General features: G+C 45.7%; 43 protein-coding genes and 1 rRNA gene. 2 read left to right on the forward strand and 42 right to left on the reverse strand.

The genetic code is table 11. The features are described from left to right. Both BLR88_RS11810 and BLR88_RS11815 read right to left on the reverse strand, forming a co-directional pair. Nucleotides 1-157, reverse strand: a 16S ribosomal RNA gene (locus tag BLR88_RS11810); the annotation flags it as partial. Between the two features lie 437 nt (nucleotides 158-594). Then, on the reverse strand, nucleotides 595-1,260 hold the full coding sequence (locus BLR88_RS11815; protein WP_091260745.1) for a stage II sporulation protein M: 666 nt from the start codon (nucleotides 1,258-1,260) through the stop codon (nucleotides 595-597). A 151-nt stretch (nucleotides 1,261-1,411) separates the two neighbouring features. Here BLR88_RS11815 and pdaB point away from each other — a divergent pair, with 151 nt between their 5' ends. Then, complete coding sequence (pdaB, locus tag BLR88_RS11820; protein ID WP_057900113.1) at nucleotides 1,412-2,170, forward strand: polysaccharide deacetylase family sporulation protein PdaB; 759 nt, start codon at nucleotides 1,412-1,414, stop codon at nucleotides 2,168-2,170. A 19-nt stretch (nucleotides 2,171-2,189) separates the two neighbouring features. On the opposite strand, the gene BLR88_RS11825 is transcribed toward pdaB, so the two are convergent. After that, the gene (locus tag BLR88_RS11825) at nucleotides 2,190-3,008 is read right to left on the reverse strand and encodes a KinB-signaling pathway activation protein (protein WP_254778307.1); all 819 of its coding nucleotides are present in this window, start codon (nucleotides 3,006-3,008) and stop codon (nucleotides 2,190-2,192) included. On the opposite strand from BLR88_RS11825, the gene gerD reads away from it, so the two are divergent. Continuing rightward, nucleotides 2,992-3,609 (forward strand): spore germination lipoprotein GerD, encoded by a 618-nt coding sequence (gene gerD / locus BLR88_RS11830; RefSeq protein ID WP_091260747.1) that lies wholly within the window; start codon nucleotides 2,992-2,994, stop codon nucleotides 3,607-3,609. The genes BLR88_RS11825 and gerD overlap by 17 nt on opposite strands. A 359-nt stretch (nucleotides 3,610-3,968) precedes the next feature. On the opposite strand, the gene BLR88_RS11835 is transcribed toward gerD, so the two are convergent. From BLR88_RS11835 to rpsJ, 39 genes are all read right to left on the reverse strand, one after another. Next, nucleotides 3,969-5,096 carry an Mrp/NBP35 family ATP-binding protein gene (locus tag BLR88_RS11835; protein ID WP_091260749.1) on the reverse strand — a complete coding sequence of 376 codons (1,128 nt, stop codon included), beginning with the start codon at nucleotides 5,094-5,096 and terminating at the stop codon, nucleotides 3,969-3,971. Nucleotides 5,097-5,164: 68 nt separating this feature from the next. Next, the gene (gene cwlD / locus BLR88_RS11840; RefSeq protein ID WP_091260766.1) at nucleotides 5,165-5,845 is read right to left on the reverse strand and encodes an N-acetylmuramoyl-L-alanine amidase CwlD; all 681 of its coding nucleotides are present in this window, start codon (nucleotides 5,843-5,845) and stop codon (nucleotides 5,165-5,167) included. A gap of 240 nt (nucleotides 5,846-6,085) precedes the next feature. Then, nucleotides 6,086-6,529, reverse strand: coding sequence for a DUF2521 family protein (locus BLR88_RS11845; protein WP_057900116.1), 444 nt, complete (start codon nucleotides 6,527-6,529; stop codon nucleotides 6,086-6,088). 173 nt (nucleotides 6,530-6,702) lie between these two features. Continuing rightward, nucleotides 6,703-7,095, reverse strand: coding sequence for a 30S ribosomal protein S9 (gene rpsI, locus BLR88_RS11850; RefSeq protein WP_057900117.1), 393 nt, complete (start codon nucleotides 7,093-7,095; stop codon nucleotides 6,703-6,705). A gap of 18 nt (nucleotides 7,096-7,113) precedes the next feature. Next, nucleotides 7,114-7,551, reverse strand: coding sequence for a 50S ribosomal protein L13 (gene rplM / locus BLR88_RS11855; RefSeq protein ID WP_057900118.1), 438 nt, complete (start codon nucleotides 7,549-7,551; stop codon nucleotides 7,114-7,116). 142 nt (nucleotides 7,552-7,693) lie between these two features. Beyond that, complete coding sequence (gene truA, locus BLR88_RS11860; protein ID WP_057900119.1) at nucleotides 7,694-8,485, reverse strand: tRNA pseudouridine(38-40) synthase TruA; 792 nt, start codon at nucleotides 8,483-8,485, stop codon at nucleotides 7,694-7,696. 58 nt (nucleotides 8,486-8,543) lie between these two features. Next, complete coding sequence (locus tag BLR88_RS11865) at nucleotides 8,544-9,347, reverse strand: energy-coupling factor transporter transmembrane component T family protein (RefSeq protein ID WP_057900120.1); 804 nt, start codon at nucleotides 9,345-9,347, stop codon at nucleotides 8,544-8,546. After that, nucleotides 9,344-10,237, reverse strand: a complete 894-nt coding sequence (locus BLR88_RS11870) for an energy-coupling factor transporter ATPase (protein WP_057900121.1) — start codon at nucleotides 10,235-10,237, stop codon at nucleotides 9,344-9,346. Before BLR88_RS11870 ends, BLR88_RS11865 begins: the two co-directional genes overlap by 4 nt. Beyond that, nucleotides 10,222-11,061 carry an energy-coupling factor transporter ATPase gene (locus BLR88_RS11875; protein ID WP_409359899.1) on the reverse strand — a complete coding sequence of 280 codons (840 nt, stop codon included), beginning with the start codon at nucleotides 11,059-11,061 and terminating at the stop codon, nucleotides 10,222-10,224. Before BLR88_RS11875 ends, BLR88_RS11870 begins: the two co-directional genes overlap by 16 nt. A gap of 186 nt (nucleotides 11,062-11,247) precedes the next feature. Beyond that, on the reverse strand, nucleotides 11,248-11,613 hold the full coding sequence (rplQ, locus tag BLR88_RS11880) for a 50S ribosomal protein L17 (RefSeq protein WP_057900122.1): 366 nt from the start codon (nucleotides 11,611-11,613) through the stop codon (nucleotides 11,248-11,250). A gap of 36 nt (nucleotides 11,614-11,649) precedes the next feature. Then, on the reverse strand, nucleotides 11,650-12,594 hold the full coding sequence (locus BLR88_RS11885; RefSeq protein WP_057900123.1) for a DNA-directed RNA polymerase subunit alpha: 945 nt from the start codon (nucleotides 12,592-12,594) through the stop codon (nucleotides 11,650-11,652). 183 nt (nucleotides 12,595-12,777) lie between these two features. Then, a complete protein-coding gene (gene rpsK / locus BLR88_RS11890; protein ID WP_082706214.1) occupies nucleotides 12,778-13,176 on the reverse strand; it encodes a 30S ribosomal protein S11 in 399 nt (132 codons plus the stop codon). Between the two features lie 15 nt (nucleotides 13,177-13,191). Next, nucleotides 13,192-13,560: a 30S ribosomal protein S13 gene (gene rpsM / locus BLR88_RS11895; RefSeq protein WP_057900125.1), complete on the reverse strand. Its 369-nt coding sequence runs from the start codon at nucleotides 13,558-13,560 to the stop codon at nucleotides 13,192-13,194. A 22-nt stretch (nucleotides 13,561-13,582) separates the two neighbouring features. Then, entirely contained in the window at nucleotides 13,583-13,696 is a 114-nt protein-coding gene (gene rpmJ / locus BLR88_RS11900; protein ID WP_057900126.1) for a 50S ribosomal protein L36, read from the reverse strand. 83 nt (nucleotides 13,697-13,779) lie between these two features. Beyond that, complete coding sequence (gene infA, locus BLR88_RS11905) at nucleotides 13,780-13,998, reverse strand: translation initiation factor IF-1 (protein WP_003322635.1); 219 nt, start codon at nucleotides 13,996-13,998, stop codon at nucleotides 13,780-13,782. A 131-nt stretch (nucleotides 13,999-14,129) separates the two neighbouring features. Next, nucleotides 14,130-14,876, reverse strand: coding sequence for a type I methionyl aminopeptidase (gene map, locus BLR88_RS11910; RefSeq protein WP_057900127.1), 747 nt, complete (start codon nucleotides 14,874-14,876; stop codon nucleotides 14,130-14,132). Then, nucleotides 14,873-15,526: an adenylate kinase gene (locus BLR88_RS11915; RefSeq protein ID WP_057900128.1), complete on the reverse strand. Its 654-nt coding sequence runs from the start codon at nucleotides 15,524-15,526 to the stop codon at nucleotides 14,873-14,875. Before BLR88_RS11915 ends, map begins: the two co-directional genes overlap by 4 nt. A 59-nt stretch (nucleotides 15,527-15,585) precedes the next feature. Further along, complete coding sequence (secY, locus tag BLR88_RS11920; protein WP_057900129.1) at nucleotides 15,586-16,893, reverse strand: preprotein translocase subunit SecY; 1,308 nt, start codon at nucleotides 16,891-16,893, stop codon at nucleotides 15,586-15,588. Then, a complete protein-coding gene (rplO, locus tag BLR88_RS11925) occupies nucleotides 16,893-17,333 on the reverse strand; it encodes a 50S ribosomal protein L15 (protein WP_057900130.1) in 441 nt (146 codons plus the stop codon). Before rplO ends, secY begins: the two co-directional genes overlap by 1 nt. 32 nt (nucleotides 17,334-17,365) lie before the next feature. Continuing rightward, complete coding sequence (rpmD, locus tag BLR88_RS11930; RefSeq protein ID WP_057900131.1) at nucleotides 17,366-17,551, reverse strand: 50S ribosomal protein L30; 186 nt, start codon at nucleotides 17,549-17,551, stop codon at nucleotides 17,366-17,368. 13 nt (nucleotides 17,552-17,564) lie between these two features. Beyond that, nucleotides 17,565-18,062 carry a 30S ribosomal protein S5 gene (gene rpsE, locus BLR88_RS11935; protein ID WP_057900132.1) on the reverse strand — a complete coding sequence of 166 codons (498 nt, stop codon included), beginning with the start codon at nucleotides 18,060-18,062 and terminating at the stop codon, nucleotides 17,565-17,567. Nucleotides 18,063-18,096: 34 nt separating this feature from the next. Continuing rightward, nucleotides 18,097-18,465, reverse strand: a complete 369-nt coding sequence (rplR, locus tag BLR88_RS11940; RefSeq protein WP_057900133.1) for a 50S ribosomal protein L18 — start codon at nucleotides 18,463-18,465, stop codon at nucleotides 18,097-18,099. 36 nt (nucleotides 18,466-18,501) lie between these two features. Next, the gene (gene rplF / locus BLR88_RS11945; RefSeq protein WP_057900134.1) at nucleotides 18,502-19,041 is read right to left on the reverse strand and encodes a 50S ribosomal protein L6; all 540 of its coding nucleotides are present in this window, start codon (nucleotides 19,039-19,041) and stop codon (nucleotides 18,502-18,504) included. A 30-nt stretch (nucleotides 19,042-19,071) separates the two neighbouring features. Continuing rightward, entirely contained in the window at nucleotides 19,072-19,470 is a 399-nt protein-coding gene (rpsH, locus tag BLR88_RS11950; RefSeq protein ID WP_057900135.1) for a 30S ribosomal protein S8, read from the reverse strand. 29 nt (nucleotides 19,471-19,499) lie between these two features. Next, the gene (locus BLR88_RS11955; protein WP_057900136.1) at nucleotides 19,500-19,685 is read right to left on the reverse strand and encodes a type Z 30S ribosomal protein S14; all 186 of its coding nucleotides are present in this window, start codon (nucleotides 19,683-19,685) and stop codon (nucleotides 19,500-19,502) included. Nucleotides 19,686-19,718: 33 nt separating this feature from the next. Continuing rightward, nucleotides 19,719-20,261, reverse strand: a complete 543-nt coding sequence (gene rplE / locus BLR88_RS11960; RefSeq protein ID WP_091260751.1) for a 50S ribosomal protein L5 — start codon at nucleotides 20,259-20,261, stop codon at nucleotides 19,719-19,721. 29 nt (nucleotides 20,262-20,290) lie between these two features. Continuing rightward, nucleotides 20,291-20,599, reverse strand: coding sequence for a 50S ribosomal protein L24 (gene rplX, locus BLR88_RS11965; protein WP_057900455.1), 309 nt, complete (start codon nucleotides 20,597-20,599; stop codon nucleotides 20,291-20,293). 61 nt (nucleotides 20,600-20,660) lie between these two features. After that, the gene (rplN, locus tag BLR88_RS11970; protein WP_057900138.1) at nucleotides 20,661-21,029 is read right to left on the reverse strand and encodes a 50S ribosomal protein L14; all 369 of its coding nucleotides are present in this window, start codon (nucleotides 21,027-21,029) and stop codon (nucleotides 20,661-20,663) included. Between the two features lie 42 nt (nucleotides 21,030-21,071). Further along, on the reverse strand, nucleotides 21,072-21,338 hold the full coding sequence (gene rpsQ / locus BLR88_RS11975; protein ID WP_057900139.1) for a 30S ribosomal protein S17: 267 nt from the start codon (nucleotides 21,336-21,338) through the stop codon (nucleotides 21,072-21,074). Between the two features lie 20 nt (nucleotides 21,339-21,358). Further along, nucleotides 21,359-21,556, reverse strand: a complete 198-nt coding sequence (rpmC, locus tag BLR88_RS11980; RefSeq protein ID WP_057900140.1) for a 50S ribosomal protein L29 — start codon at nucleotides 21,554-21,556, stop codon at nucleotides 21,359-21,361. Beyond that, entirely contained in the window at nucleotides 21,546-21,980 is a 435-nt protein-coding gene (gene rplP, locus BLR88_RS11985; RefSeq protein ID WP_057900141.1) for a 50S ribosomal protein L16, read from the reverse strand. The genes rpmC and rplP overlap by 11 nt, the downstream gene beginning before the upstream one ends. 2 nt (nucleotides 21,981-21,982) lie before the next feature. Next, entirely contained in the window at nucleotides 21,983-22,645 is a 663-nt protein-coding gene (gene rpsC, locus BLR88_RS11990) for a 30S ribosomal protein S3 (RefSeq protein ID WP_057900142.1), read from the reverse strand. 16 nt (nucleotides 22,646-22,661) lie between these two features. Continuing rightward, nucleotides 22,662-22,997: a 50S ribosomal protein L22 gene (gene rplV / locus BLR88_RS11995; protein WP_057900143.1), complete on the reverse strand. Its 336-nt coding sequence runs from the start codon at nucleotides 22,995-22,997 to the stop codon at nucleotides 22,662-22,664. Between the two features lie 37 nt (nucleotides 22,998-23,034). Continuing rightward, nucleotides 23,035-23,313: a 30S ribosomal protein S19 gene (gene rpsS / locus BLR88_RS12000; RefSeq protein ID WP_057900144.1), complete on the reverse strand. Its 279-nt coding sequence runs from the start codon at nucleotides 23,311-23,313 to the stop codon at nucleotides 23,035-23,037. A gap of 60 nt (nucleotides 23,314-23,373) precedes the next feature. After that, a complete protein-coding gene (rplB, locus tag BLR88_RS12005) occupies nucleotides 23,374-24,204 on the reverse strand; it encodes a 50S ribosomal protein L2 (RefSeq protein ID WP_057900145.1) in 831 nt (276 codons plus the stop codon). Nucleotides 24,205-24,236: 32 nt separating this feature from the next. Then, nucleotides 24,237-24,527: a 50S ribosomal protein L23 gene (gene rplW, locus BLR88_RS12010; protein ID WP_057900146.1), complete on the reverse strand. Its 291-nt coding sequence runs from the start codon at nucleotides 24,525-24,527 to the stop codon at nucleotides 24,237-24,239. Further along, nucleotides 24,527-25,150: a 50S ribosomal protein L4 gene (rplD, locus tag BLR88_RS12015; protein WP_057900147.1), complete on the reverse strand. Its 624-nt coding sequence runs from the start codon at nucleotides 25,148-25,150 to the stop codon at nucleotides 24,527-24,529. The genes rplW and rplD overlap by 1 nt, the downstream gene beginning before the upstream one ends. Before the next feature lie 20 nt (nucleotides 25,151-25,170). Beyond that, nucleotides 25,171-25,803 carry a 50S ribosomal protein L3 gene (rplC, locus tag BLR88_RS12020; protein ID WP_057900148.1) on the reverse strand — a complete coding sequence of 211 codons (633 nt, stop codon included), beginning with the start codon at nucleotides 25,801-25,803 and terminating at the stop codon, nucleotides 25,171-25,173. A 79-nt stretch (nucleotides 25,804-25,882) separates the two neighbouring features. Beyond that, entirely contained in the window at nucleotides 25,883-26,194 is a 312-nt protein-coding gene (gene rpsJ / locus BLR88_RS12025) for a 30S ribosomal protein S10 (protein WP_057900149.1), read from the reverse strand. Nucleotides 26,195-26,246: the final 52 nt, after the last annotated feature.

Here is a 26,246-nt window from a genome sequence, read left to right on the forward strand (position 1 = left end):
CCGGAGTTATCCCGGTCGTACAGGCAGGTTGCCTACGTGTTACTCACCCGTCCGCCGCTAACCTCAGGAATGCAAGCACTCCATCGGTTCGCTCGACTTGCATGTATTAGGCACGCCGCCAGCGTTCGTCCTGAGCCAGGATCAAACTCTCCAAAAAAGATGAAGATTGATACGCAAGCTCGTAAGCTAGCTCATAAAGTAAAGAATGTTTTTCGGGCCCCATAAAAGTGCCTGAAATCAACTTTGAAGCTGACCTTCACTTTCATGGGATATTTAACTCGCACACAAACGAGTTTCACTGTTCAGTTTTCAAGGGACTTCTTTTTCTCTGTCGCATTCTGTTGACGACTTTTACATTTTATCAAATATTAGACTAAATTGCAATATCTTTTTTAAAAATAACCCTGTTTTATCTCAAGGATTTATCACTGTTTTAACAGCGACAATTGAAAATGTATCATATACTAATCACTATTGTCAACACATTTATTATATCTTTATATTTGTATTTTTTATTTTGGAATTATGTTTCCAGTTTTCACTGCGAATTATACCACATCAAAAATAAAGAGTCTCAGGGGAAACAAAGCCCTTTCAGCCCTTTAATTTAAGCATTTGCTTCATAATATCTATTTCCTGTCCCACGAAGCTCTGAATCAACAGGGGAGTGATGGTAGTCTCAACAACAGCTGCCACAAATAGCATAACTACAATAGTGCCAACAGCCAAAGGGAGATCTCTCAGCATATCACTGAACTTTTTCCTCACAGTTGTCCGTTTCTCTCTTACAAACAGACTAACAACCCAGTCATACGTCAATACACCCAACTTAATACCGATGGCTGCTGCGAAAATGATGGCACTCAGTTCAATAATCCCATGCGGCAAAATTCCAGCGAGCAAAATCTTTAGCGGACTTATGCCTCCGCTTGCATATACTTTTAACAAGAAACCGAGCAAAATACCGTTTGTCACTAGCCCCAGGGCGGGATACAGCCCAAAGAAAAAGATGCCAAGCCCCACCATGCTAAACGCGACCATTACATTATTTTTAAAAATAACCCCAAATGTATATAACGGGTTATTGGCTTTTCTAATATCACTTCCAATTCGTTGAATGTTGTCTATCATCTGCTTGGCAAATTGTTTAATTTCTTCCGCATTCGTATATCCGAAGAACACACCTATCAACATCAGCGCAACACCGAGCCATATGTATCGTTTATTCTCACAGACAATGCTTGCCAGTCTTTTTACCATTGCATATCTGCTCCCCTTTCCTGTACTTTCCTCTTCTTGATAATACCGCGATTCTTTCTTCCGTATTCCTTATTTTCAAAAAGGCATATCCTTGACTCACAGGCATACATATGTAATGGACAAGGGTTAAACTAATAAGGAGGTGTGATTTTTGTTTTGGATTGTAAACGCCAGACGTCTTAAACAGTATCTTATCATTCTTACTGCCGCTTTATTCGCCATTGGCATCGCCTGGGCCGAAAGGGATAATATTTCAATCTTCACGTCAGGAAAAAATGGGCCGAACGCTATTTACAAAGTGGACACGCGGGAAAAAAAGCTCGCTCTCACCTTTGATATTAGCTGGGGCGAAGAACGTGTAGGCCCAATTCTTGACATTCTTGAGCAAAAAGGTGTGAAAAAAGCAACGTTCTTCCTTTCCTCGCCCTGGAGCAAAAGCCACCCTGACATCGTAAAACGCATTAAAGACATGGGATTTGAAATCGGTTCTCATGGACATAAATACACTAACTACAGCAGCCTAAACGACGAAGAAATTCAAGCGGAAATCACAAAAGCCCACGAAATTTTAAAGGAATTAACTGGAACTCCACCTAATCTTATCCGTACTCCGAATGGCGATTTCGATAAACGCGTACTTAAAATCGCCGACAAAATGGGGTATACAGTCGTCCAATGGGATACGGATTCGAAAGACTGGCTGAATCCTGGAACAGAGCAAATCATTAAAAATGTCGTGGACAGTGCACATCCCGGTGATATTATTTTGATGCACGCAAGCGATTCATGCAAGCAGACCCATCTGGCCCTTCCGGCCATCATCGAACAATTGCGCTCCAAAGGTTACGAATTTGTCACCGTTTCTGAACTTATCGCTAACGCAAAAATAAATACAAACGAGGTTCAATAAATGAGAAAAAGCCGGGCGGTTACTTCGCCAGGCTTTCGTTTTTTTGCAGAACACGATGCAACTGCATAATTTGCCACGTATTGCATAATAACAACGGCACAATCATCATAATCATTGCTTTCGGATTGTTTTCTTTGAGCGCCGGAAGCCACTCAAGAACCGTAACAACAAACATAAAAAAAACGGTCGGAATCCAAGCAGAAGCATTCGTCGCCTTGACTTTAAAATAAGCAACCACCACCGCATAAACGAGCAGGCTAAACGGCAGCCATACATATCCGAGAATCGGTTCTTCTTTTGCGAACAGATCATGTCGTAAAACGACCAAATCAACAAATACAAACAGAATCAAGAGCACCTGTACTCCCAGCCAAAGACTTTTTCTTCTGAGTACGCTAAGCGCTAAATAATTCAACATTAAATAGGCGAAAAAACCCATCTGGCTAATTATACTAAACATAAGACCCATAATTAATCTTCCAAAAATACCCATACCAAAATTCCCGAATCCGCCGCCAAGCGATTCCATGCCAATAAAAGCACCAGTAATTACCGCTCCCAAGGCTCCCATAAGAAGCGTCGTATAAAACAAAAAAGACCACTTTCGTAATGTCACCAACATACCCCCATGCTTCCTCGTTTCCCTTTCTTGATTGTACCAACAGCCCCAGTAAAAAACCAGTAATTTCGCCCATTCGTCACATCCTCCATTTCCTCCATAATTCACCACGCGCAAGGCCCGGTCAATAAGGATAAACAGCATCATCGTTTGACATGCTAAATCATAGCTATACAAATTGAGAAATGAGGGAAGCAAAGTGATGAACCATTTTACCATTTCCATAAAATATGTGCTTTCTTCCATTCTACTCGCTGCTGTTCTGGTCACGGGTTGTAGCGGAGGTCAACAAAAAGAAAAATCCGCCTCTTCCGACTATAAAGAAACAAAGCAAATGGTTGTCGACATTTTAAAAACAAAAGAGGGGCAAAAAGCAATTCATGAAGCCATGAACGAACGCTCATCTACACAAAGCGTCCAGAGAGCAGGGCAAGGGGGCGGCGAAGAGATGAAAATTCAAGCCCATGAAATGATGCAAGACCCGAAATTTGCAGTTTCTATGGCTAAAGCGATGCAGGAGCAAAACAAAAAATTACTAAAAGATCTCATGAAAGAACCTGAGTACCAGAAAATGATGCTCGATATTATGAAAGACCCTGAATATCAAAAGCTGGTGCTAGAAACAATGAAAAGTCCCGCGTACCGCCAACAGACAATGAGTGTAATGAAAGATGCGCTACAAAGTCCAATGTTCCGTCTGGAAATGATTCAGCTTGCCCAGAAAGCTCAGGAACAAATGATAAAGCCTGAGCAAGGCAAAGGTAAAGAAAAAGGAAAAGAAGGCGGAGGAAAACAAGAGGGCGGTGGAGGTAAAAAGTAATTCTCCTTCCTTCCAAAGCTAAAACCGCTTGTACAAGAAAAACTCGCTGGCTTATGCCTGGTCCTTTTTCCACATAGAAGAAAACCGGCCACCTTGTGGTACGTCGGCCGGACTGACAAAACATCTGGAGCCCTCGAGGAGGGAGACATTTGCCAGTCTTTCTCTCCCTCCGTGCCACACGCTCCACATGCCACATGGAAAAAGAAAACGTTTGGCACACACCTCACGAGTTTTTCTTCATTTACTTATGGAAAGAAAGTGTATATTGCTTTATCACTATAAAGCAACATATACTTTCTTAATACGAAAAAAAAACGGAAGTGAGGAGTTCCTCATCTTCCGTTTTCGCCGTATTTTGCTTATACGGAAATACCAGCTTTCTCATCAACTTTCCGCGCTAGTTCCGCATAGATTTTGCCGATTTCTTCATGTTCTTGATATACAGAAGGTGCGTAACGATCTTCGTCGCGCATCGGCTCCGGCTGTCCTAGCGGAATTTGCGCCAGCAATTCTGTCTTCAGCTCCTCCGCGAGCTTCTGACCTCCGCCGCTTCCGAAGATCGGGTCTTTTTCGCCGTTCTTGTTTATATAGTAAGACATGTTTTCTACTACCCCAAGAATTTCGTGGTTTGTGCGGAGGGCCATCGCACCGGCACGCGCTGCTACGAACGCCGCTGTGGGATGCGGAGTCGTTACGATAATTTCCTTGCTCTGCGGAATCATCTGGTGCACATCAAGCGCTACATCACCCGTTCCTGGCGGCAGATCGAGAATCATGTAATCTAGTTCACCCCAATGAATTTCACTAAAGAAGTTACGCAACATTTTTCCCAGCATCGGCCCGCGCCAAATAATCGGCGAATTGTCCTCTACGAAGAATCCCATGGAGATCACTTTTACGCCGAAACGTTGCACGGGCATAACCATATTGTCAATTACAACCGGCCGTTGCGTAATGCCCATCATGTCCGGTACGCTAAAACCGTAAATATCCGCATCAATGACACCGACTTTCTTGCCCATACGTGCCAACGCAACCGCTAGGTTAACTGTTACCGTGGATTTTCCGACGCCGCCTTTTCCGCTTGCTACTGCAATAAATTGCGTTTTCGAATCCGGTGCAAGAAGAGGGGAGATTTGGCTTAAGCCCGCGCCGTGTCCCTGTACCGCGCCATTGTTTGGCGCGGAAGGCGAACCATCTGCACTACCGCCACGAATTATCGCAGCGACACGCGCTCTTTCCTCATCTGTCATCGCTCCAAAGTGAACAACAACTTCTTTCGCACCAAGCGCTTTAATCGCATTTTCCACATCTTCCTGAATCTTCACCTTTAACGGACAGCCCTGAATGGTAAGAATAACATCCAATTCTACTCTATCGTCATCAATCTTGATATTACGTACCATGCCCAGTTCCACTACACTGCGGTGGATCTCCGGATCTTGAACCCCTTTCAGCGCCTCTAACACTTTCTCTTCTGTAATCACTTGTCTTTCACCTCTCAAAATGGCGTACTTTTTTCATTATACCACTCTGTTATTTTTTCCTACAAAGCTTATTGCACTTCTTCAACAGTTTCCCCTGAATAATAACGTAAAATCCCCTGGTAAATCGCATTGGCCATTTGTTTTTGATAACGGGAAGTCGCCATAAGTTTAGCCTCTTGCTCGTTGGATAGAAACCCGACTTCCACCAGTACGGATGGACATTCCGCTGTGCGAAGGATGAAAATATCATCTGTTTTTTTTGCCACTCTGTCTGTATTGCTTATGACACGTTTAATTTCATCCTGAATAAGATGAGCCATCTGGCCGGATTGCTTTAACGCAGGCGAATAGAATGTTTGTGCCCCTGACCAGCGCGGAGATGGAATGGCATTCAGATGAATGCTTATCAGCAAATCAGCCTGATTATCTTTAATTAACCGGACACGCCGCAGTAAATCTTCGGTTTTACGTTTACTCAACCCTTTTGTGCCAGGAGCGGCCAAATCTGTATCCGTTTCGCGTGTCATAATAACCAAAGCGCCCGCCTCCTGTAGAAAATCGCGTAAATACATACTAATAGGCAAAGTGATGTCTTTCTCAATTATTCCACCTTTGCTTTTGGCTCCGCCGTCTGGTCCGCCATGCCCAGCATCCACGACAATAATTTTTCCGGAAAGCGGCAGCGACCAAACGGACCATGACTCATCATCCATCGGCATATTATATGTCAAAAGTGTTATAAGGAACATCAGTGCTCCTAACCACAGTATTACGTTTCTTTTTTTTTGCAAAGTATACTCCCCCCCCTATTCTAATTACTATATACATTTGACTTGATCGATTGACATTGTTTAATAGAGCAAAGTACATCTCTAGCTCTTATATATAAAACATATGTACAACCTTCCTGTTTATTCGCGGAACATATATCCCCTGGTTTCGTTCAAATAAAAAAGCGAGCTTTTGTCATAAGCCCGCTCTAAATCGCTTCAAAGCAATTTAAGTTTTCGCTGTTTTTTTCCATAGACAAGGCCGTGGCGAAACCACTTTGCCGCCAAATCTTCCGCTATAATGGATACTGAATAAAAGTCCCATTCGCCAAGGCGACTCATAAGGTTAAAATCATTAGCTAATGTGTAAATACTCAGAAGATGTTGCTGGGAGTAGCTGCGTTCAATTTCTTCCGCCGTACGCCCCGCTTTATATAACTTACTAGCTGCAACGCCTTGGAAAAAGAATTCGTAAATAATTTCGGCCAGATATTCTTCGACAAGGTAGCGTTGCAGCAAAGGGAGATGACGAATGGAAACTTCGACAGTGTTATAGTAGTAGCGGCGCACCTCTTGGATGTCGATGCCATCCTTAATTTTCTTACGCATATTTTCGTTCCGTATCCTAGCACGTTCTTCAAACGATACTATATTGCTGTCCATGCGATCACCCTGTTTTATCGTATGAATGTTACTCTTAGGATGGCCTTTTCGTTTATTGTTTCATACCTTGTTTGAAAATCTGATTATCTTAAACGAAAGCAGTCAGCAAAACGTGTAACAAAAAGCCCAATCCAAAAGGATTGGGCTTTTTCTGAATATAAATATCGTCCAAATTAGCGTTTGGAGAATTGAGGTGCGCGACGAGCAGCTTTAAGACCGTATTTCTTACGTTCTTTCATCCGTGGATCGCGAGTCAAGAATCCAGCTGCTTTCAAAGCGCCACGAAGATCCGGGTCAGCTTGCAGCAACGCGCGGGAGATGCCATGGCGGATCGCACCCGCTTGACCGGTTGTACCGCCGCCATTCACATTTACAAGCACATCGTACTTGCCTTCCGTTTCAGTAAGAACGAGCGGTTGCTTTACGATAAGTTTCAAAGTTTCAAGACCAAAATATTCATCCATTGGACGCTTGTTGATGATGATTTGACCATCGCCAGGTACTAAGCGAACGCGTGCAACGGAATGCTTGCGACGACCTGTTCCGTAGTATTGAACTTGTGCCACGAAATTACCCTCCTTTTACTATCCGCGCAGTTCCCATTTTTCTGGTTTTTGCGCTTGATGTGGATGCTCAGAACCAGCATATACATGCAGTTTTGTAACCAATCGACGACCAAGGCGGTTCTTCGGCAGCATGCCTTTAACAGCAAGCTCGATCATGCGCTCAGGCTTGGTAGCCAACATTTGGCCAGCCGTAGTGATTTTCAAGCCGCCCGGATAACCGGAGTGACGATAATACAGCTTATCCGTCATTTTCTTACCAGTCAGTTTGATTTTATCAGCATTGATAACGATAACGAAATCGCCAGTGTCAACGTGCGGTGTGAATTCAGGTTTGAATTTTCCGCGAAGAATAGCCGCTACTTCGCTGGCCAGACGTCCGAGCGTCTGTCCTTCAGCATCAACAACATACCATTTACGCTCTACTTCGAGTGGCTTGGCCATGTATGTGGTGCGCATTGTTTTCCCTCCTGTAACTTGCATTTCAAAAAGTTCCGTTAACCTTTATATTTTAAAAACCAACACATTTTCGGGGCGTTAGTGGGTTTTAAAATACCGAATTTGATATTACTACAATTTTGGTATTAAAGTCAAGAAAAAATTATACACCAGGTGGCGTTGACTTCCTATACTCTACTTTCCATAAATACAGGCCCTGCGGGGGGACGTTGGCCTTAGCGATCGTACCATTCTTCGCTTCAAGCATCCATTTCACGTAATCGACTTCCCAGCGGCCCTTGCCGACTTCTACAAGCGCTCCTGTCATCATACGAACCATGTTATACAAAAATCCGTTGCCACGAAACGTAAGCCAAATGTCAAGCCCCTGCCCGGGCACGAATTTGTCACGCTGCGTAACCTCGATCGTTACTTCATATATCGTCCGCACCTTGTCTTCCACCTGCGTGCGCATCGAACAAAACGAGGTAAAGTCATGCGTTCCCAAAAAATAAGCGGCGGCCGCACGCATCTTCTCAATATCAAGCGGCGCTTTTACATGATAAGCCCAGTCGCGAATAAAAGGATCAGGAGTATCTTGATTAAGAATCCGGTATTTATAGGTTTTCTCCGTGACATCATACCGAGCATGAAAATCCATTGGCACATCTACAGCATGCAGTACAACAATATCGTCCGGCAAAAACGTATTCATCGCTGGCACCAGCCTATCTGCAGGTATACGGCTAGTCGTAACAAAATGGGCGACCTGTTCCCTCGCATGAACACCCGAATCCGTGCGCCCGGATGCCACGATTTTTGTCTCATGTCGGAGAATATGTTTCAGCACTTTTTCAATTTCGGCCTGTATGCTGGGACCGTTGTTCTGCCGCTGAAAGCCATAATAAGCCGTTCCCTGATAGCCAAACGTAAGCTTAATCTTACGCTCTTCCATCTGTGTTGTATTCATCCTTTCATTGCCGGACAAAACCAGTCAATGCCAAAGCCGCCGCTTACGCCCGCAGCAGCCAGACAGTGACCGCTATCCCTATTGTAATGAGAAGAAGCATCGCATCCCGCTTGCCGAAGCGCAACTGCCGGTACTTTGTCCGTCCTTCTCCACCGCGGTATCCTCTCGCTTCCATCGCAAACGCCAGCTCTTCCGCCCGACGAAACGATTGTACGAACAACGGAACAATTAAAGGAAGGATGCCGTTAATCCGTTTTATAATCGAACCGCTGGAAAAAGAAGCCCCGCGTGACATTTGCGCTTTGGCGATTTTATCCGTCTCCTCAAGCAGTGTCGGAATAAAGCGTAGCGAAATCGACATCATCAGTGCCAGCTCATGTGCTGGAAAACCAAATTTCCGGAAAGGGGAAAACAAACTCTCCAGCCCATCCGTTAGCTGAATCGGAGAAGTTGTCAGTGTTAATAAAGAAGCCGATAGCATCAGCAGAATAATGCGTGCTGACACAAAGGCCGCGTCCTGCAGCCCTTTTTCGTGAATTTCAATGAACTTCCATGAAAATAAAAGTGCGCCTTCCTTATTCGTGAAAACTTGTAAAATCACCGTTAATACGATAATCCAGAGAGCGGGCTTTAATCCACGCAGAACGTAGATAACCGGAATGCGCGAAACCGCGATTCCCAGAAGCGTGACCGCTGCCACAAACAAGAAAGCGGCCAGCGTGTTCGCCATAAAAATAAAAATGATAAAAAAAAGTACGAATAAAAGTTTGCTGCGTGGGTCGCACTGGTGAAGAAACGACTGACGCGGCACAAACTGGCCAATCGGAATGGAATTCAAAAAACTCATCGTCGCTTCCCTCCTCTACGCGAAAAGCGACGGGCCAGCTCGTCAGCCAGCTGTTCTGAATCGAAAATATCAAGCGGAAGAGGCGGCACCGAGCTCCCAGCCGTACGCACGCGCTCGTTAAACTGCACGATAAAACGAGTAATTTCCGGTAAATCCAGGCCCGCTTGCTGAATCTTCTCCGGCTCCTGGAACACCTGCTGTGGTGTTCCTTCCATCCATACGCGTCCTTGATTCATCACATAAAGATAATCAGCATATAGCGCAGCGTCCTCCATGCTATGCGTAACGAGAATCGTCGTCCGTTTCTCTTCACGATGAACACGGGCAATCATCTCCAGAATCGCACGATGCCCGGCAGGATCCAATCCTGCGGTCGGTTCATCCAGTATCAGTACTTTTGGATTCATAACAAGCACGCCGGCAAGTGCTGCTCGTCTCATCTGGCCCCCGCTCAAGGCGAAAGGAGATTTCTCTCCATACTTCTCCGGATCAAGGCCCACAAGGCGCAAAGCAGCATCCACACGCGCTACAATCATCTCAGGCGGGACGCCCATATTGACAAGACCGAACGCAACATCTTTGCGTACCGTTTCCTCAAACAGCTGATATTCCGGATATTGAAACGCTAGCCCTACCTGTTGTCGTAGCTTCTCAAGACCTTTTTTCTTCTTGGCAGGCAATGTAAATTCGCCGATCTGCATCGTACCTTCCGTAGGCTGCAGTAAGCCGTTCAACAACTGAATGAACGTAGACTTGCCCGAGCCTGTATGGCCAATAATGGCGACATAACGACCATGCGGAATATAAAGCGACACGTCTCTAAGCGCCTGATAAGCAAACGGGGTGCCCGGCGAATACGTATAACTCACGTTTTCTAATCGGATATCCATAAGCTATCGAGCACTCCTTCACCGGTTATATTCAGCACAGGAAAACGAAAGCCTTTCTTTCGTAACCGGTACTGCAAATCGCAGGCAAACGGCACGTCAAGGCCAAGCTTGCGCAGCCAATCCACTTTTTGATAGATTGTTTCCGGTGTTCCTTCGCCTACAAGAGCGCCTCCGTCCATCACAAGAATACGGTCGCTTTCCAGCGTCTCTTCAAGGTAATGAGTAATCTGGATGACCGTCATACCTTGTTCAAGGTTCATCCGCCGCACAACTTCCAAGACTTCTTTTCGTCCCCGGGGATCAAGCATCGCTGTCGCTTCGTCCAGCACAAGCACAGCCGGACGGACGGCCAGAGCGCCGGCAATAGCCACACGCTGTTTCTGTCCCCCAGAAAGTCGATTTGGCTCAGCCGTCCGAAATTCCGACATATTCACTTTTTGCAGCGCATCTATGATACGCGCTTCCATCTCTGAAGGAGGGATGCCGATGTTCTCCATACCAAAGGCGATGTCATCCTCTACTGTCGGCGCCACAAATTGATTGTCCGGATTTTGAAAAACCATGCCTACCGTTTGACGCACTTGCCAAATCTGCTCTTCATCCGATGTAACAACACCGGCAACTTCCACGCTCCCTTCAGTTGGCAAAAGCAGACCATTCAGCAATTTTGCCAGCGTGGATTTACCGGAACCGTTATGACCGATAATCGAAAGGAACTCCCCTTTCCTCACTTCACACGAAACGCCCTTCACTGCCTTCTCTTCAGCGCCTTCATACGCAAAAGAAACTTGGTTGAGGCGTATGATTGTTTCAGTCAAATCCACCACACCGCTTTCTTCCGTTCCCCTTACTTAAGAAAAAAAGAAATAAAAACAAATGTTTTGTTAGCGGGCTTTCTTCGAAACAAGGGGATAGGTATAAAAAACTTCTGTAAAGAAAAGAATAGACATTGTTTTTCCTATGCAAAAAAAGGGTGATTTCATCCTCACCCTTTCTTGCGCCAGTGCTAACTATTCAACTAACTCAAGGTATACCATTGGTGCGCCGTCGCCGCGGCGAGGACCAATTTTCAAGATGCGAGTGTAACCACCTTGACGCTCAGAAAAGCGAGGTGCAATCGTATCAAACAACTTTTGAATTGCATCCTGGTTGGTTTCATTGTTAGCTGTTTCTTTACGCACAAAAGCGGCTACTTGACGACGAGCGTGCAGGTCACCGCGTTTAGCTAATGTGATCATTTTTTCAGCGATAGAACGTACTTCTTTCGCTTTGCTTTCCGTTGTTTCGATGCGCTCGTTGATAATCAGGTCCGTTACCAGATCGCGGAATAAAGCTTTACGAGCGGCGCTATTACGGCCTAATTTAGCATATGCCATATTTTTTCCCTCCTTAAAACGAACAGTTGGTCAATCTTAATCATCTTTGCGAAGTCCAAGTCCGAGTTCTTCGAGCTTTTCTTGAACTTCTTCCAGAGATTTGCGGCCAAGATTGCGGACTTTCATCATATCTTCTTCTGTTTTCTGCGTCAGCTCTTGCACAGTATTGATACCTGCACGCTTCAAGCAGTTGTAGGAACGGACAGAAAGATCAAGTTCCTCGATTGTCATCTCAAGTACTTTTTCTTTCTTATCTTCTTCTTTTTCTACCATGATTTCGGCTTCTTTCGCCTCATCAGTTAGCCCTACAAACAGATTCAGATGTTCCGTCATGATCTTTGCGCCTAAACTTACCGCTTCCTCCGGGCGGATACTGCCATCCGTCCATACTTCAAGCGTGAGCTTATCATAGTTAGTCACTTGGCCTACACGTGTGTTTTCCACTTGATAGTTCACACGGGTAATTGGTGTGTAGATTGAATCAATTGGAATCACGCCAATTGGCATATCCGGGCGTTTGTTCTGATCGGCAGGCACATAGCCGCGTCCGCGGTTGGCAACCATACGAATGTGGAGACGAGCCCCCTCTTCCATCGTTGCAATAACCAGGTCCGGATTCAAAATTTCTACATCGCTGTCTGCGCGAATGTCGGCAGCTGTTACGACACCGGCGCCTTCCGCATCAATTTCAAGCACTTTCTCTTCATCCGAATGAATTTTCAAAGAAAGTGTTTTTAAATTCAAGATGATCTGGGTAGTGTCTTCTACGACGCCTTCGATCGTGGAGAACTCGTGGAGAACCCCATCGATTTCAACACTGATAATGGCGGCACCCGGCAGGGAAGACAGCAAAATACGACGTAAGGAGTTTCCAAGCGTTGTGCCGTATCCTCGTTCAAGAGGCTCTACCACAAACTTGCCATAGGTAGAGTCTTCGCTTACTTCTACCACTTCGATCTTTGGCTTTTCGATTTCGATCATCAAACAATCCCTCCTTCAAAACGTCGAAAATTCCGGACGGGTCATAAGGTCCACGACCGGAATTCCCCTTTGGCGGTTACCAGTAAATCGCAACCAAAGCACAGACCTGTTCGTTCCATATTAAGATAGTATGCACAGGTGTATAACTTTTTAAACTGCTAGTTTATGCGACTTGCTGCCAAATTATACACGGCGACGTTTTGGTGGACGGCAACCATTGTGAGGAATAGGTGTAACGTCTTTAATCATGCTGACTTCAAGTCCTGTAGCCTGCAGGGAACGAATTGCAGCTTCACGTCCGGAACCTGGTCCTTTAACCATAACTTCAACAGTTTTCATACCGTGTTCCATCGCAGCTTTAGCAGCCTGCTCAGCAGCCATTTGCGCCGCGAACGGAGTGCTTTTACGAGAACCTTTGAAACCAAGGCCACCCGCACTTGCCCAAGAAATTGCATTTCCATGCGGGTCAGTAATAGTAACGATCGTGTTGTTGAATGTAGAACGAATATGCGCGACACCAGCTTCAACGTTTTTGCGATCGCGACGACGAGTGCGAGTCGCAGCTACTTTTCTTTTTGCCAACTTCATTTACCCCCTTTACTTCTTCTTGTTCGCAACGGTACGGCGCGGACCTTTGCGAGTACGTGCATTGGTTTTCGTACGTTGACCACGAACCGGCAAGCCACGACGATGACGAACACCACGATAGCAGCCAATTTCAATCAAACGCTTGATGTTGAGAGAAACCTCACGACGAAGATCCCCTTCAACTTTGATATTCTTGTCAATATAGTCACGAAGCTTTGTTGCTTCATCTTCAGTCAGATCACGAACGCGAGTATTTTCATCGATACCGGTTTCGCTCAAAATTTTGCTAGCAGTAGAACGGCCAATGCCAAAGATGTAAGTTAACGCAATAACAACGCGTTTATCACGAGGTAAGTCAACCCCAGCAATACGTGCCATGTATCGTGCACCTCCTTATAAATTAACCTTGTCTTTGCTTATGCTTCGGATTTTCACAAATTACCATGACTTTGCCTTTACGGCGAATAATTTTGCATTTCTCGCAAATCGGCTTTACAGATGGTCTTACTTTCATTCGGATAACCTCCCATCATTTCTAGAGTGGAACTATTAGAGGTTGGAGGTTAGATAAACCTCTAACTCCTGTCGTTTCCTGCTCTATTTGTAACGATATGTGATCCGTCCACGGGTTAAATCATACGGCGATAATTCGACGGTAACTTTGTCACCCGGCAATATACGAATGAAATGCATGCGGATTTTACCGGATACGTGAGCGAGCACTTTATGCCCGTTCTCTAGCTCTACGCGAAACATAGCGTTTGGCAGAGGCTCAATCACGGTACCTTCTACTTCAATTACATCTTCTTTCGCCATAAAGCCACTCTCCTTTCTTCAGCATGGCTGCTTTTGCTTAGCCCTCTTAACGCAAGCCGATTAAACCTACAATATCCCCATCGGCAATCATATCACATTGTCTATCTCGAAGGGAAATGGCAATTCCAGTTTTATTCTTTCGTTAAGATTTCATAACCATCTTCAGTAATCGCAATTGTATGCTCAAAGTGAGCGCACATTGAACCGTCCACGGTAACAACTGTCCAATTATCAGCAAGGGTGCGCACATAACGTTTGCCCGCATTTACCATCGGCTCAATCGCAAGTACCATTCCCGGCTTCAGCCTTGGTCCGCGGCCCGGAGGTCCAAAGTTAGGAATTTGCGGATCTTCATGCAAACTCCGTCCGATGCCATGCCCCACGTATTCACGGACAATGGAATATCCGGCTGCCTCCACGTAAACTTGAATGGCATGAGAGATATCTGTCAGGCGCGCATCCGGCTTCGCTTGTGCTAATCCTTCATAAAGAGATTTCTCGGTAACGTCCAACAAGCGCTGGTTCTCCGGAGAAATCTTGCCTACCGCATAGGTCCAAGCAGAATCACCATGATAGCCGTCCACTTCGGCGCCAATATCCAAACTGATGATATCTCCTTCCTTCAGTTTGCGCTTGCCCGGGATGCCATGAACAAGTTCTTCGTTCACTGAAGTACAAATACTGCCTGCAAAGCCTCCATAGCCTTTGAAAGAAGGTTTCGCTCCATGTTTGCGAATGAACGCTTCAGCAATCTCATCCAGATCACCAGTAGTGATACCAGGACGAATAGCTTTTTTCAGTTCTTTGTGTGTGAGGGCGACGATGCGTCCCGCCTCCCTCATGATGTCGATCTCTGTTTTGGATTTGCATATAATCATTGAGCCTGACCTCTCAACACGTTTGCAATATCCTCAAACACCTTGTCTATATCTTGTTGCCCGTTAATGTTACGAAGCAATCCTTTTGCTTTGTAATAGCTCAAGATCGGAGCGGATTGTTCGATGTTTACATCGAGGCGAGTCGCGACAGTCGCCGCATTGTCGTCGTCCCGCTGATACAATTCTCCGCCGCATTTATCACAAATTCCTTCCCGGGAAGGAGGGTTGAATATTACATGATACGTAGCACCGCAATTTTTGCAGATTCGGCGACCGGTCAGTCGTTCCAACAAAATGCTGCGATCCACATCAATATTGATGACATGATCGATTGTACGTTCCATTTCTTCAAGCGTCCTGTCCAAAGCTTCCGCCTGTGCCATCGTACGCGGAAAGCCGTCCAACATAAACCCTGTCTCACAATCAGGTTTACCTAAACGTTCTTTAACAATACCGATGACAACTTCATCCGGTACCAAGAGCCCCTGATCCATATAAGACTTTGCTTGTTTCCCCATCTCGGTTTCTTCTTTGATGGCTGCACGAAACATGTCGCCGGTGGAAATATGCGGGATGCCAAACTCGGCAACAATTTTTTCGCCTTGTGTTCCTTTTCCCGCACCAGGTAATCCCATTAAGATAATATTCATCTTTACCCCTCCATACGTCAGTGAATTCACAGCCAAATACTTCGTCACCTATATTACTTTTACTTAATAAACCCTTTGTAATGGCGTTTCACAAGCTGGCTTTCAATTTGCTTCATCGTATCCAGCGCGACCCCGATAACAATCAACAGCGCTGTGCCGCCGATCTGAACCGAAGCCGGCAACCCGCTCAGCTTCGTAAAGAAGATGGGCAGAATGGATACGGCTGCCAAAAAGATTGCTCCTGCCAAAGTAATTCGGTTTAGCGTTCTCGTAATATATTGGGCTGTCTCATTTCCTGGACGTATGCCTGGGATGTATCCGCCGTTCTTTTTCATGTTGTCAGCCATCTGCGTTGGATTAACCTGCACAAACACGTAGAAATACGTGAACCCGATGATCAGCAGTACATACAGCACCATGCCGATCCAATTCTGCGAGCTAAACGTCTGGATGTTAAACGTTTGAATCACCCAGTTGGAAACAGGATGCCCTGGCCAGAATTGAGCAATCGTAGGCGGAAAGATAATCAATGACAGAGCAAAGATTACAGGAATTACTCCAGCACTGTTTACTTTTAACGGGATGTGGGTGGATTGACCACCGTACATTTTTCTGCCGACTACGCGTTTTGCATACTGCACGGGAACTTTGCGCGCTCCCTGCTGGATGAAAACTATTCCCACGATAACGAGAATAACAGCCAGCAGAATTAATAACACTTTAACAACATTTAAAAACATTTGATCCTCAGCGCCAATAAACTCTGAGGCATAGATTTGTTTTACACCGTTCGGAATTCCAGCTACGATACCCGCAAAAATAATAATGGAAATGCCGTTTCCGATGCCCTTCTCGGTGATTTGTTCACCTAGCCACATAAGAAAGGCTGTACCGGCAGTCAGTACGAGCGCAATTAGCGCATATGTCGTAAAAGAAGGGTCTATCACGAGGCCCGGTATCATCCGGTTAAATCCGATAGAAAGCCCAACCGCTTGAATCAACCCGAGAATGATCGTCAAATAGCGGGTAACCTGGGCAATCTTGCGCCGCCCGATATCTCCTTCTTTTGACCACTGAGTGAATGTCGGAACAACATCCATCGACAACAGCTGCATGATAATCGAGGCGGTAATATACGGCATAATCCCCATCGCAAAAATGGAGAAGTTCTGTAAGGCACCACCCGTGAATGTGTTAAAGAATCCGAAGACGCTGCTTTGATTTGACAGCTGTTCTAGTACCGAAACATTAATGTTCGGCACTGGAACAAAGCTGCCAATCCGAAAGACGACAAGCATCAAAAGGGTAAACATCACCTTTCGACGCAAGTCGGCAATCTTAAAAATGTTGGTGATCATGGAGAACATTAGATCACCTCGGCTTTTCCGCCGAGAGCCTCAATTTTCTCAACCGCAGATTGAGAAAATTTCTGAGCTTGAACCGTCAGCTTAACGTTAAGTTCTCCATCCCCTAAAATCTTAACGCCATCGCGTGTATGTTTGATAATCCCTGTTTCGAGAAGCAGTTCCGGTGTTACAACTGTACCTTCTTCAAACTTGTTCAGTTTTTCGAGGTTAATTACAGCGTACACTTTGCGGTTCGGATTTGTGAAACCGCGTTTTGGCAGACGACGATACAGCGGATTTTGACCACCCTCGAAGCCAGGACGTACGCCGCCGCCCGAACGAGCGTTTTGTCCCTTATGTCCGCGACCAGCTGTTTTTCCGTTGCCAGAACCGATACCACGACCTACACGCTTACGAGTGTGACGGGAACCTTCAGCAGGTTTGATCTCATGTAATTTCATTGTCGCACCTCCTCCTTGTGTCAAATTTTTTATTACTCAGCGATTTCCTTAACTTCAACCATGTGCTTTACTTTTTCCACCATGCCGCGCATCGCTGCGTTATCCGGTTTGATTACTGTTTGGTGGATTTTACGAAGTCCAAGAGCCGCAACCGTAGCTTTTTGATTTTGCGTACGACCAATCAGACTTCTTTTGAGGGTAATTTGCAGTTTTGCCATGTTTAAGTCCCTCCTAACCTAAAAGCTCTTCCGGAGTTTTTCCGCGGAGCTTTGCAACCTGCTCAACAGTTTTCAGACGGCTTAAACCTTCCAATGTTGCATGTACCATGTTAATCGGGTTGTTAGAACCCAAAGATTTGCTCAATACGTCACCTACACCGGCAAGTTCGAGTACCGCACGAACCGGACCGCCGGCGATAACTCCAGTACCTTCCGCAGCAGGCTTCATGAATACGCGGCCTGCGCCAAAACGTCCATTTACTTCATGAGGAAGTGTAGTTCCTACAAGCGGAACTTTGATCAAATTTTTCTTTGCATCTTCGATGGCTTTGCGGATCGCGTCCGGCACCTCTTGAGCTTTACCCATTCCAGCGCCTACATGTCCGTTCTTATCGCCAACGACTACTAAAGCGCTGAAGCTGAAACGACGTCCGCCTTTTACAACTTTCGCAACGCGGTTAATGGCGACAACTTTCTCTTCCAGCTCCAGGTTAGAAGCGTCAATACGCATGAAGTTCCCTCCTTGTGTAAGGATTTTCGTTCAATTAGAATTGCAGGCCGGCTTCGCGCGCAGCGTCTGCAAGAGTTTTTACACGCCCATGATACAAATATCCGCCACGGTCAAATACAACTTCTTTGATACCTTTTTCAAGACCGCGCTTTGCAATCAGTTCGCCGACTTTTGCAGCGGCTTCCTGGTTGCCGCCATGAGTAATTTTATCTTTCAGCTCAGGATCAAGCGTAGAAGCGGAAGCCAACGTTACGCCTGCTACGTCGTCAATCAATTGAGCATACATGTGCTTGGAAGAACGGTATACGTTCAAGCGAGGAGCTTGTGCCGTACCAGAAACTTTCTTACGCACACGCAGATGTCTTTTCTTCCGTGCTTTATTTTTGTCTTGTTTCGAAATCACGTCAATTTCACTCCTTTCTTACATACGCCTTAGCGATTACTTCTTACCAGTCTTACCTTCTTTACGACGTACGTGTTCACCCTGATAACGAATACCTTTACCTTTGTAAGGTTCAGGTTTGCGCACGGCACGAATTTCGGCAGCAACCTGGCCTACGCGCTCTTTATCGATACCTTTTACGATGATTTGCGTTTGCGCCGGCACTTCGAATTCAATGCCTTCTTCCGGAGTGATTTCCACTGGATGAGAGTATCCAACATTCAATGTCAGGTTTTTGCCGCTCTTGGAAGCACGGTAACCTACACCAACCAGTTCCAGTGTTTTAGAAAATCCGTTCGTTACACCTTCCACCATGTTGGCGATAACGCTACGAGTCGTACCATGCAGTGCGCGGTGCATTTTATTATCAGAAGGACGCTCAACGATAATTTCGTTGCCTTCTACCTTTACTGTGATATCATCATGAAGCGTACGGGTCAGCGTACCCTTTGGGCCTTTAACAGTCAATGTCGTACCATCAAGTTTCACATCTACCCCCGCAGGAATAGCGACCGGTTTTTTACCAATACGGGACATTCGTTACACCTCCATTCGCTATCGAATGTATTACCAAATGTATGCTAATACTTCGCCGCCCACTTGCTGTTGACGAGCTTGTTTATCAGTCATAACGCCTTTAGAAGTAGAAAGAATCGCGATTCCAAGTCCTCCTAGAACGCGCGGAATCTCTCCTTTCTTCGCGTATACACGCAAGCCAGGCTTGCTGATGCGCTTCAGACCATTAATTACACGTTCGTTATTCGCGCCGTATTTCAGGAAAATACGAAGAATGCCTTGTTTGTTATCTTCTACATATTCAACATCACGGATAAATCCTTCTTCTTTCAGAAGGTTAGCGATTGCCAGCTTAATTTTGGAAGCAGGCACTTCTAACTTCTCGTGACGCACCATATTGGCATTGCGAATGCGAGTAAGCATATCTGCAATTGGATCTGTCATTACCATATGTTTAACCTCCTTCCCATCTTAAGGGATTACCAGCTTGCTTTCTTCACTCCAGGCAATTGGCCTTGGTATGCTAATTCGCGAATACAAATCCGGCACAGTTTAAATTTACGATACACGGAATGCGGACGACCGCAGCGTTCGCAACGTGTGTAGGCACGTACTTTAAACTTCGGCTTGCGCTTTTGCTTCGCGATCATTGATTTTTTAGCCACGTGCTTTCCTCCTTATCGTATAAAAATCCGAAACTACTTGGCGAAAGGAGCGCCCAATTGTGTCAACAGTTCGCGGCTTTCTTCGTCCGTTTTCGCTGTCGTTACGATTACGATATCCATTCCGCGGATTGCATCCACTTTATCGTACTCGATCTCAGGGAAAATCAATTGCTCTTTTAAACCGAGTGTGTAGTTTCCGCGTCCATCGAACGCTTTTGTGGAAATGCCTCGAAAATCACGCACGCGGGGAAGAGCAATGTTGAACAATTTATCCAAGAAGTGATACATACGCTCACCGCGCAATGTCACTTTGCATCCGATCGGCATACCTTCGCGAAGGCGGAAGCCTGCGATGGATTTTTTTGCACGAGTGATAACCGGTTTTTGACCCGCGATCGTCTCGAGGTCGCGAACCGCTCCGTCCAGAATTTTCGGGTTGGAAACAGCTTCACCCAGACCCATGTTGATAATAACTTTTTCAACTTTCGGCACCTGCATGACAGACTTATATCCGAACTTCTGCATCAGGGCCGGTGTGATTTTTTCTTTGTAAGCTTCTAATAATCTAGCAGCCATTTAAAAGACCTCCTTTCCGACCTGACTACTTAATCCAATACTTCGCCAGATTTTTTTGCAACGCGTACTTTCTTTCCGTCTACAATTTTATGACCGATACGAGTCGGCTCGCCAGTTTTCGGGTCAATAATCATTACGTTGGAAGCATGAATCGGAGCTTCCTGTGTAACGATACCGCCCTGAGGATTGCTAGCATTTGCACGCGTGTGCTTTTTCACCATGTTTACGCCCTCTACAAGCACACGGCCCGTTTTCGGGTAAGCTGCAAGAATACGTCCTTTTTTGCCTTTATCTTTACCGCTAATAACCATTACGTTATCACCGGTTTTTACGTGCATTTTTACTTTCCCGGACATGACGGCACCTCCTTATGTTTACTTAGCATGCCTCGTTCAGGTTTTACAGTACTTCAGGAGCCAGTGAAACGATTTTCATGAAGTCTTTGTCACGAAGTTCGCGGGCAACTGGTCCGAAGATACGTGTTCCACGCGGGCTCTTATCTTCACGCACGATAACTGCCGCGTTCTCATCAAAACGGATGTAAGAACCGTCGTTACGGCGAACGCCGCTCTTAGAACGCACGATTACGGCTTTTACTACATCGCCTTTCTTAACAACGCCACCTGGTGTTGCTTGTTTTACTGAGCAAACGATCACATCACCAATGTTAGCGAACTTACGACCAGAACCGCCCAGAACTTTAATGCACATTAATTCTTTCGCTCCGGAGTTATCGGCTACACGTAAACGAGTTTGAGTTTGAATCACGGAGAGTCCCTCCCTTCAGATGTTACTGAAACGTCCAAATGATTAGATAATAACGGCTTTCTCAACCACTTCAACCAGTCTCCAACGCTTGTCTTTAGACAGCGGACGGGTTTCCATGATTTTTACTAGATCGCCGATTTTTGCAGTATTTTGCTCATCATGAGCTTTGAATTTCTTGGAGTATTTCACGCGCTTTCCGTAAAGCGGATGCTTTTTGTATGTTTCGACAAGAACCACGATCGTTTTATCCATCTTGTCGGAAACAACTTTTCCAAGAACAACTTTACGCCCATTGCGTGTTTCTGCCATGTTTGCGACCTCCTCTCTTATTAGCTAATACCTAATTCACGTTCGCGAAGGATAGTTTTTGCTCTCGCGATGTCTTTGCGTACCTGACGAATACGTGCAGTGTTATCCAGCTGACCAGTCGCTAATTGAAAACGGAGGTTGAAAAGTTCTTCCTTCAGGGAAGTTAACTTTTGTTCAATTTCGGCAGTGGTCAAATTACGAATTTCATTAGCTTTCATTTGCGTCACCACCCGTTTCTTCCCGTTTTACAAACTTGCATTTAATCGGAAGTTTGTGCATGGCCAGACGCATTGCTTCACGAGCTACCTCTTCGGACACACCAGCCAGCTCAAACATTACTTTTCCTGGTTTTACAACCGCTACCCAGTGTTCTACAGAACCTTTACCAGAACCCATCCGTACTTCCAACGGCTTCGCCGTGATCGGCTTATCTGGGAAGATTTTAATCCATACTTTACCGCCACGTTTAATATAACGAGTCATCGCACGACGAGCGGCCTCGATCTGACGGTTTGTAACCCAAGAAGCTTCCAAAGCTTGCAGACCGTATTCACCGAAAGTAACAGTTGTACCGCCTTTTGCTTGCCCTCTCAGGTTCGGACGGTGCTGTTTGCGGTGTTTTACGCGCTTAGGAATTAACATAATTATTGGCCTCCTTCCTCTTCAGTTCTCTTCTTCGCTTGAGGAAGAACTTCTCCACGATAAATCCATACTTTTACGCCGATTTTTCCGTACGTAGTATCAGCTTCAGCAGTACCATAGTCGATGTCAGCACGCAGTGTGTGCAGCGGAACCGTACCTTCGCTGTATCCTTCGGAACGAGCGATGTCTGCGCCGCCCAAACGGCCGCTTACCATCGTTTTGATTCCTTGAGCACCTGCGCGCATTGTGCGTTGCAGCGCTTGTTTTTGCGCACGACGGAAAGAAATACGGTTTTCCAACTGACGTGCAATGCTTTGTGCAACAAGCGTTGCATCCATATCAGGATTTTTGATTTCGTTGATGTTGATATGAACTTTCTTGCCAGTCAGGTTAGACAAAGCTTTGCGAAGCTTTTCTACTTCACTTCCGCCTTTCCCAATAACCATACCTGGCTTCGCAGTGTGGATAGTAACATTCAAACGGTTGGCAGCACGCTCAATTTCAATTGTAGAAACAGAAGCGTCTTTCAACTGGTCTTTAATATATTGACGGACCTTCAGGTCTTCATGTAACAGATCAGCATAATCTTTCTCCGCGAACCATTTAGACTCCCAGTCACGGATAATGCCAACCCGAAGTCCTACCGGGCTAACTTTTTGACCCACTCGCTATCCCTCCTTATTACTTCTTTTCAGACAGAATGACCGTTACGTGACTTGTGCGCTTGTTAATCCGGCTCGCACGACCCATTGCACGAGGACGGAAACGTTTCAGTGTCGGGCCTTCGTCTACGAAAATTTTGCTAATAACCAGATTGTTAGAGTCCATGTTCAGGTTGTGCTCCGCATTGGCAACAGCTGACATTAACACTTTTTCGATAACCGGAGAAGCAGCTTTCGGCGTATGCTTCAAGATAGCAATCGCTTCACCTACTTCTTTACCGCGAATTAAGTCAACTACCAGACGCATTTTACGAGGAGCAATGCGAACATAACGAGCTACCGCTTTCGCTTCCATGTGAGTAACCTCCTCTCTTCCTTCAACCTATAAGTTATTACCGCTTTGTCTTTTTGTCAGTATCTACGTGACCCTTGAAGGTACGTGTTGGAGCAAATTCTCCAAGCTTATGTCCGACCATATCCTCGGTTACATATACAGGCACATGTTTACGTCCATCGTACACTGCAAATGTATGACCAACGAATTCCGGGAAGATTGTGGAGCGACGAGACCAAGTTTTGATTACTTTCTTCTCGCCTTTTTCATTTTGCTCAATGACCTTTTTCATAAGATGATCATCAACAAAAGGTCCCTTTTTTAAGCTGCGTCCCATGAACGAACCTCCCTTCGTGATAGAAGTGCGGTGACCTGCGACCGCACCTTGCAAACAGCATTATTTTTTACGGCTACGAATAATATATTTATTAGAGTGCTTGTTTTTCTTACGAGTTTTCGCACCAAGAGTCGGTTTGCCCCAAGGAGTAAGCGGACCGCTACGGCCGATCGGAGCACGACCTTCACCACCACCGTGCGGATGGTCAACCGGGTTCATTACAGAACCACGAACCGTTGGGCGCTTGCCTAACCAGCGGGAACGGCCAGCTTTACCGATATTGATAAGCTCATGATCAAGGTTACCAACCTGACCAATTGTCGCACGGCATTCTTTGCGAATCATGCGGGTTTCACCGGAAGTCAGGCGCACGATTGCATAATCACCGTCACGGCCCAGCAACTGCGCTTCAGCACCAGCAGAACGAACAAGCTGACCGCCCTTGCCTGCTTTCAATTCAATATTGTGGATAACCGTACCTACCGGGATTTTTTCCAAAGGCAACGCGTTACCGATTTTGATATCAGCATCCGGACCAGATTCGATGATCATGCCTACTTGCAAACCATGCGGTGCCAGGATATAACGCTTTTCACCATCAGCGTAGTTGATCAGCGCGATATTTGCAGAACGGTTCGGGTCGTACTCGATTGTAGCAACGCGGCCCGGAATACCATCTTTATTGCGTTTGAAGTCAATAATACGATACTTCTGCTTATGACCGCCACCATGATGACGAACTGTGATTTTACCTTGGTTGTTGCGACCGGCTTTTTTATGTTTCGGCGCAAGTAGAGATTTTTCCGGTTTGGAAGTTGTAATCTCTTCAAAAGTAGACACAGTCATTTGACGGCGACCAGGAGAAGTCGGTTTATACTTTTTGATTGCCATTTATTTTCCCTCCTTCGCTTACGTCGCTAGAATTATACACCTTCAAAAAAATCAAGCGATTTACTGTCTTCGCTCAGTTGGACAATCGCTTTTTTCCAGTCAGAACGTTTTCCAAAATATCTACCTACGCGCTTCGGCTTACCTTTAACACGCATTGTATTTACGCTCACAACTTTTACGTCGAAGATGCGTTGGATTGCATCTTTGATTTCTGTTTTGTTTGCACGTAAATCAACTTCGAATACGTATTTGTTGCTGGCCATCATGTCAGCAGTACGTTCGGTAATAACCGGGCGCTTGATAATATCGCGAGGATCTTTCATTATGCAAGCACCTCCTCAACTTTTGCGACTGCATCCTGCGTAATCAGCAACTTGTCATGATGCAAAACATCAAGAACGTTGATTCCGCTGGCAGAAACAAATTTTACTCCAGGGATGTTACGAGCGGACAGCGCGACGTTGTCATTGTATTCGCCAGTAACAACAAGAACTTTGTTATCTACTTTCAGATTTCCGAGCACTTTCACCATTTCTTTTGTTTTCGGTGCTTCAAAGCTCAGAGAATCCAATACTACGATTTCATCGTTTTTCACCTTGGAAGACAGTGCGGATTTCATTGCCAGACGACGAACCTTCTTAGGAAGTTTGTAAGCATAGCTGCGTGGCGTCGGTCCGAATACAGTACCACCGCCTACCCATTGTGGCGCGCGGATGCTACCTTGGCGAGCGCGTCCTGTCCCTTTTTGTCTCCACGGCTTGCGGCCACCACCGCTTACTGCGGAACGATTTTTTGTAGCGTGAGTGCCGGCGCGACGGGAAGCTTGTTGCATAATAACATAGTCAGCAAGCACCGCTTCGTTCGGTTCGATTCCGAATACAGCATCGGAAAGCTCGATTTCACCTACTTGTTTGCCAGCTTGATTAAAAAGAGTTACTTTAGGCATTGCGAGTCCTCCTTTCCTGATTATTTGCTGCCTTTCACGGCAGATTTTACAACTACGAAACTATTTTTAGCGCCCGGAATGGCACCTTTGATCAATAGTAGGTTGCGTTCTGCGTCAACAGATACAACTTCAAGATTTTGGATCGTAACTTTTTCTCCGCCCATACGACCCGGCAGCGGTTTACCTTTTACTACACGGTTCGGAGCGATCGGACCCATCGAACCAGGACCACGATGGTAACGGGAACCGTGAGCCATCGGTCCGCGAGCTTGACCATGACGCTTGATAGAACCGGCAAACCCTTTCCCTTTGGAAGTACCGGTTACATCAACGATGTCTCCCTCTGCAAAAATATCAGCTTTAATTTCCTGACCAACTTCGTATTGGGACAAATCAACATTACGAAGTTCACGAACGAAGCGCTTAGGCGTTGTATTAGCTTTTGCTGCATGGCCTTTTTCCGGCTTGTTAGCACGAACTTCTTTCTTGTCAGCGAAGCCCAACTGGATCGCTTCATATCCATCAGTCGCTTGATCCTTCTTCTGCAAAACAACGCAAGGACCCGCTTCAACAACAGTTACCGGAACCACTACGCCATCAGCATTGAAAATTTGGGTCATCCCAATTTTTCTACCTAAGATTCCTTTGGTCATGGTAGCCACCTCCTATTGTGTAATCAAAAATCCATGTATTTATCGTTCAATTATTTTCGTTTCGTTGGTTTGTGTTTGCTTACAGTTTAATTTCGATATCAACACCTGACGGCAGATCAAGACGCATGAGCGAATCAACCGTTTGCGGCGTCGGATTTACGATATCAATCAGACGCTTGTGCGTACGCATTTCGAATTGTTCACGAGAGTCTTTGTACTTATGAACCGCACGCAGGATTGTGAAGACATTGCGCTCTGTCGGAAGCGGAATCGGACCGGAAACCTCCGCACCGGAACGCTTCGCAGTATCAACAATCTTCTCTGCGGACTGATCAAGAATTCTGTGATCGTATGCTTTCAAGCGAATACGAATTTTTTGTTTTGCTGCCATTTTAGTCCCTCCTTTGTCGCCTATTTTGAAAAACAGACAATTCTCAGCGGAA

Source organism: Aneurinibacillus thermoaerophilus (genome assembly GCF_900099925.1).
GTDB lineage: Bacteria > Bacillota > Bacilli > Aneurinibacillales > Aneurinibacillaceae > Aneurinibacillus > Aneurinibacillus thermoaerophilus.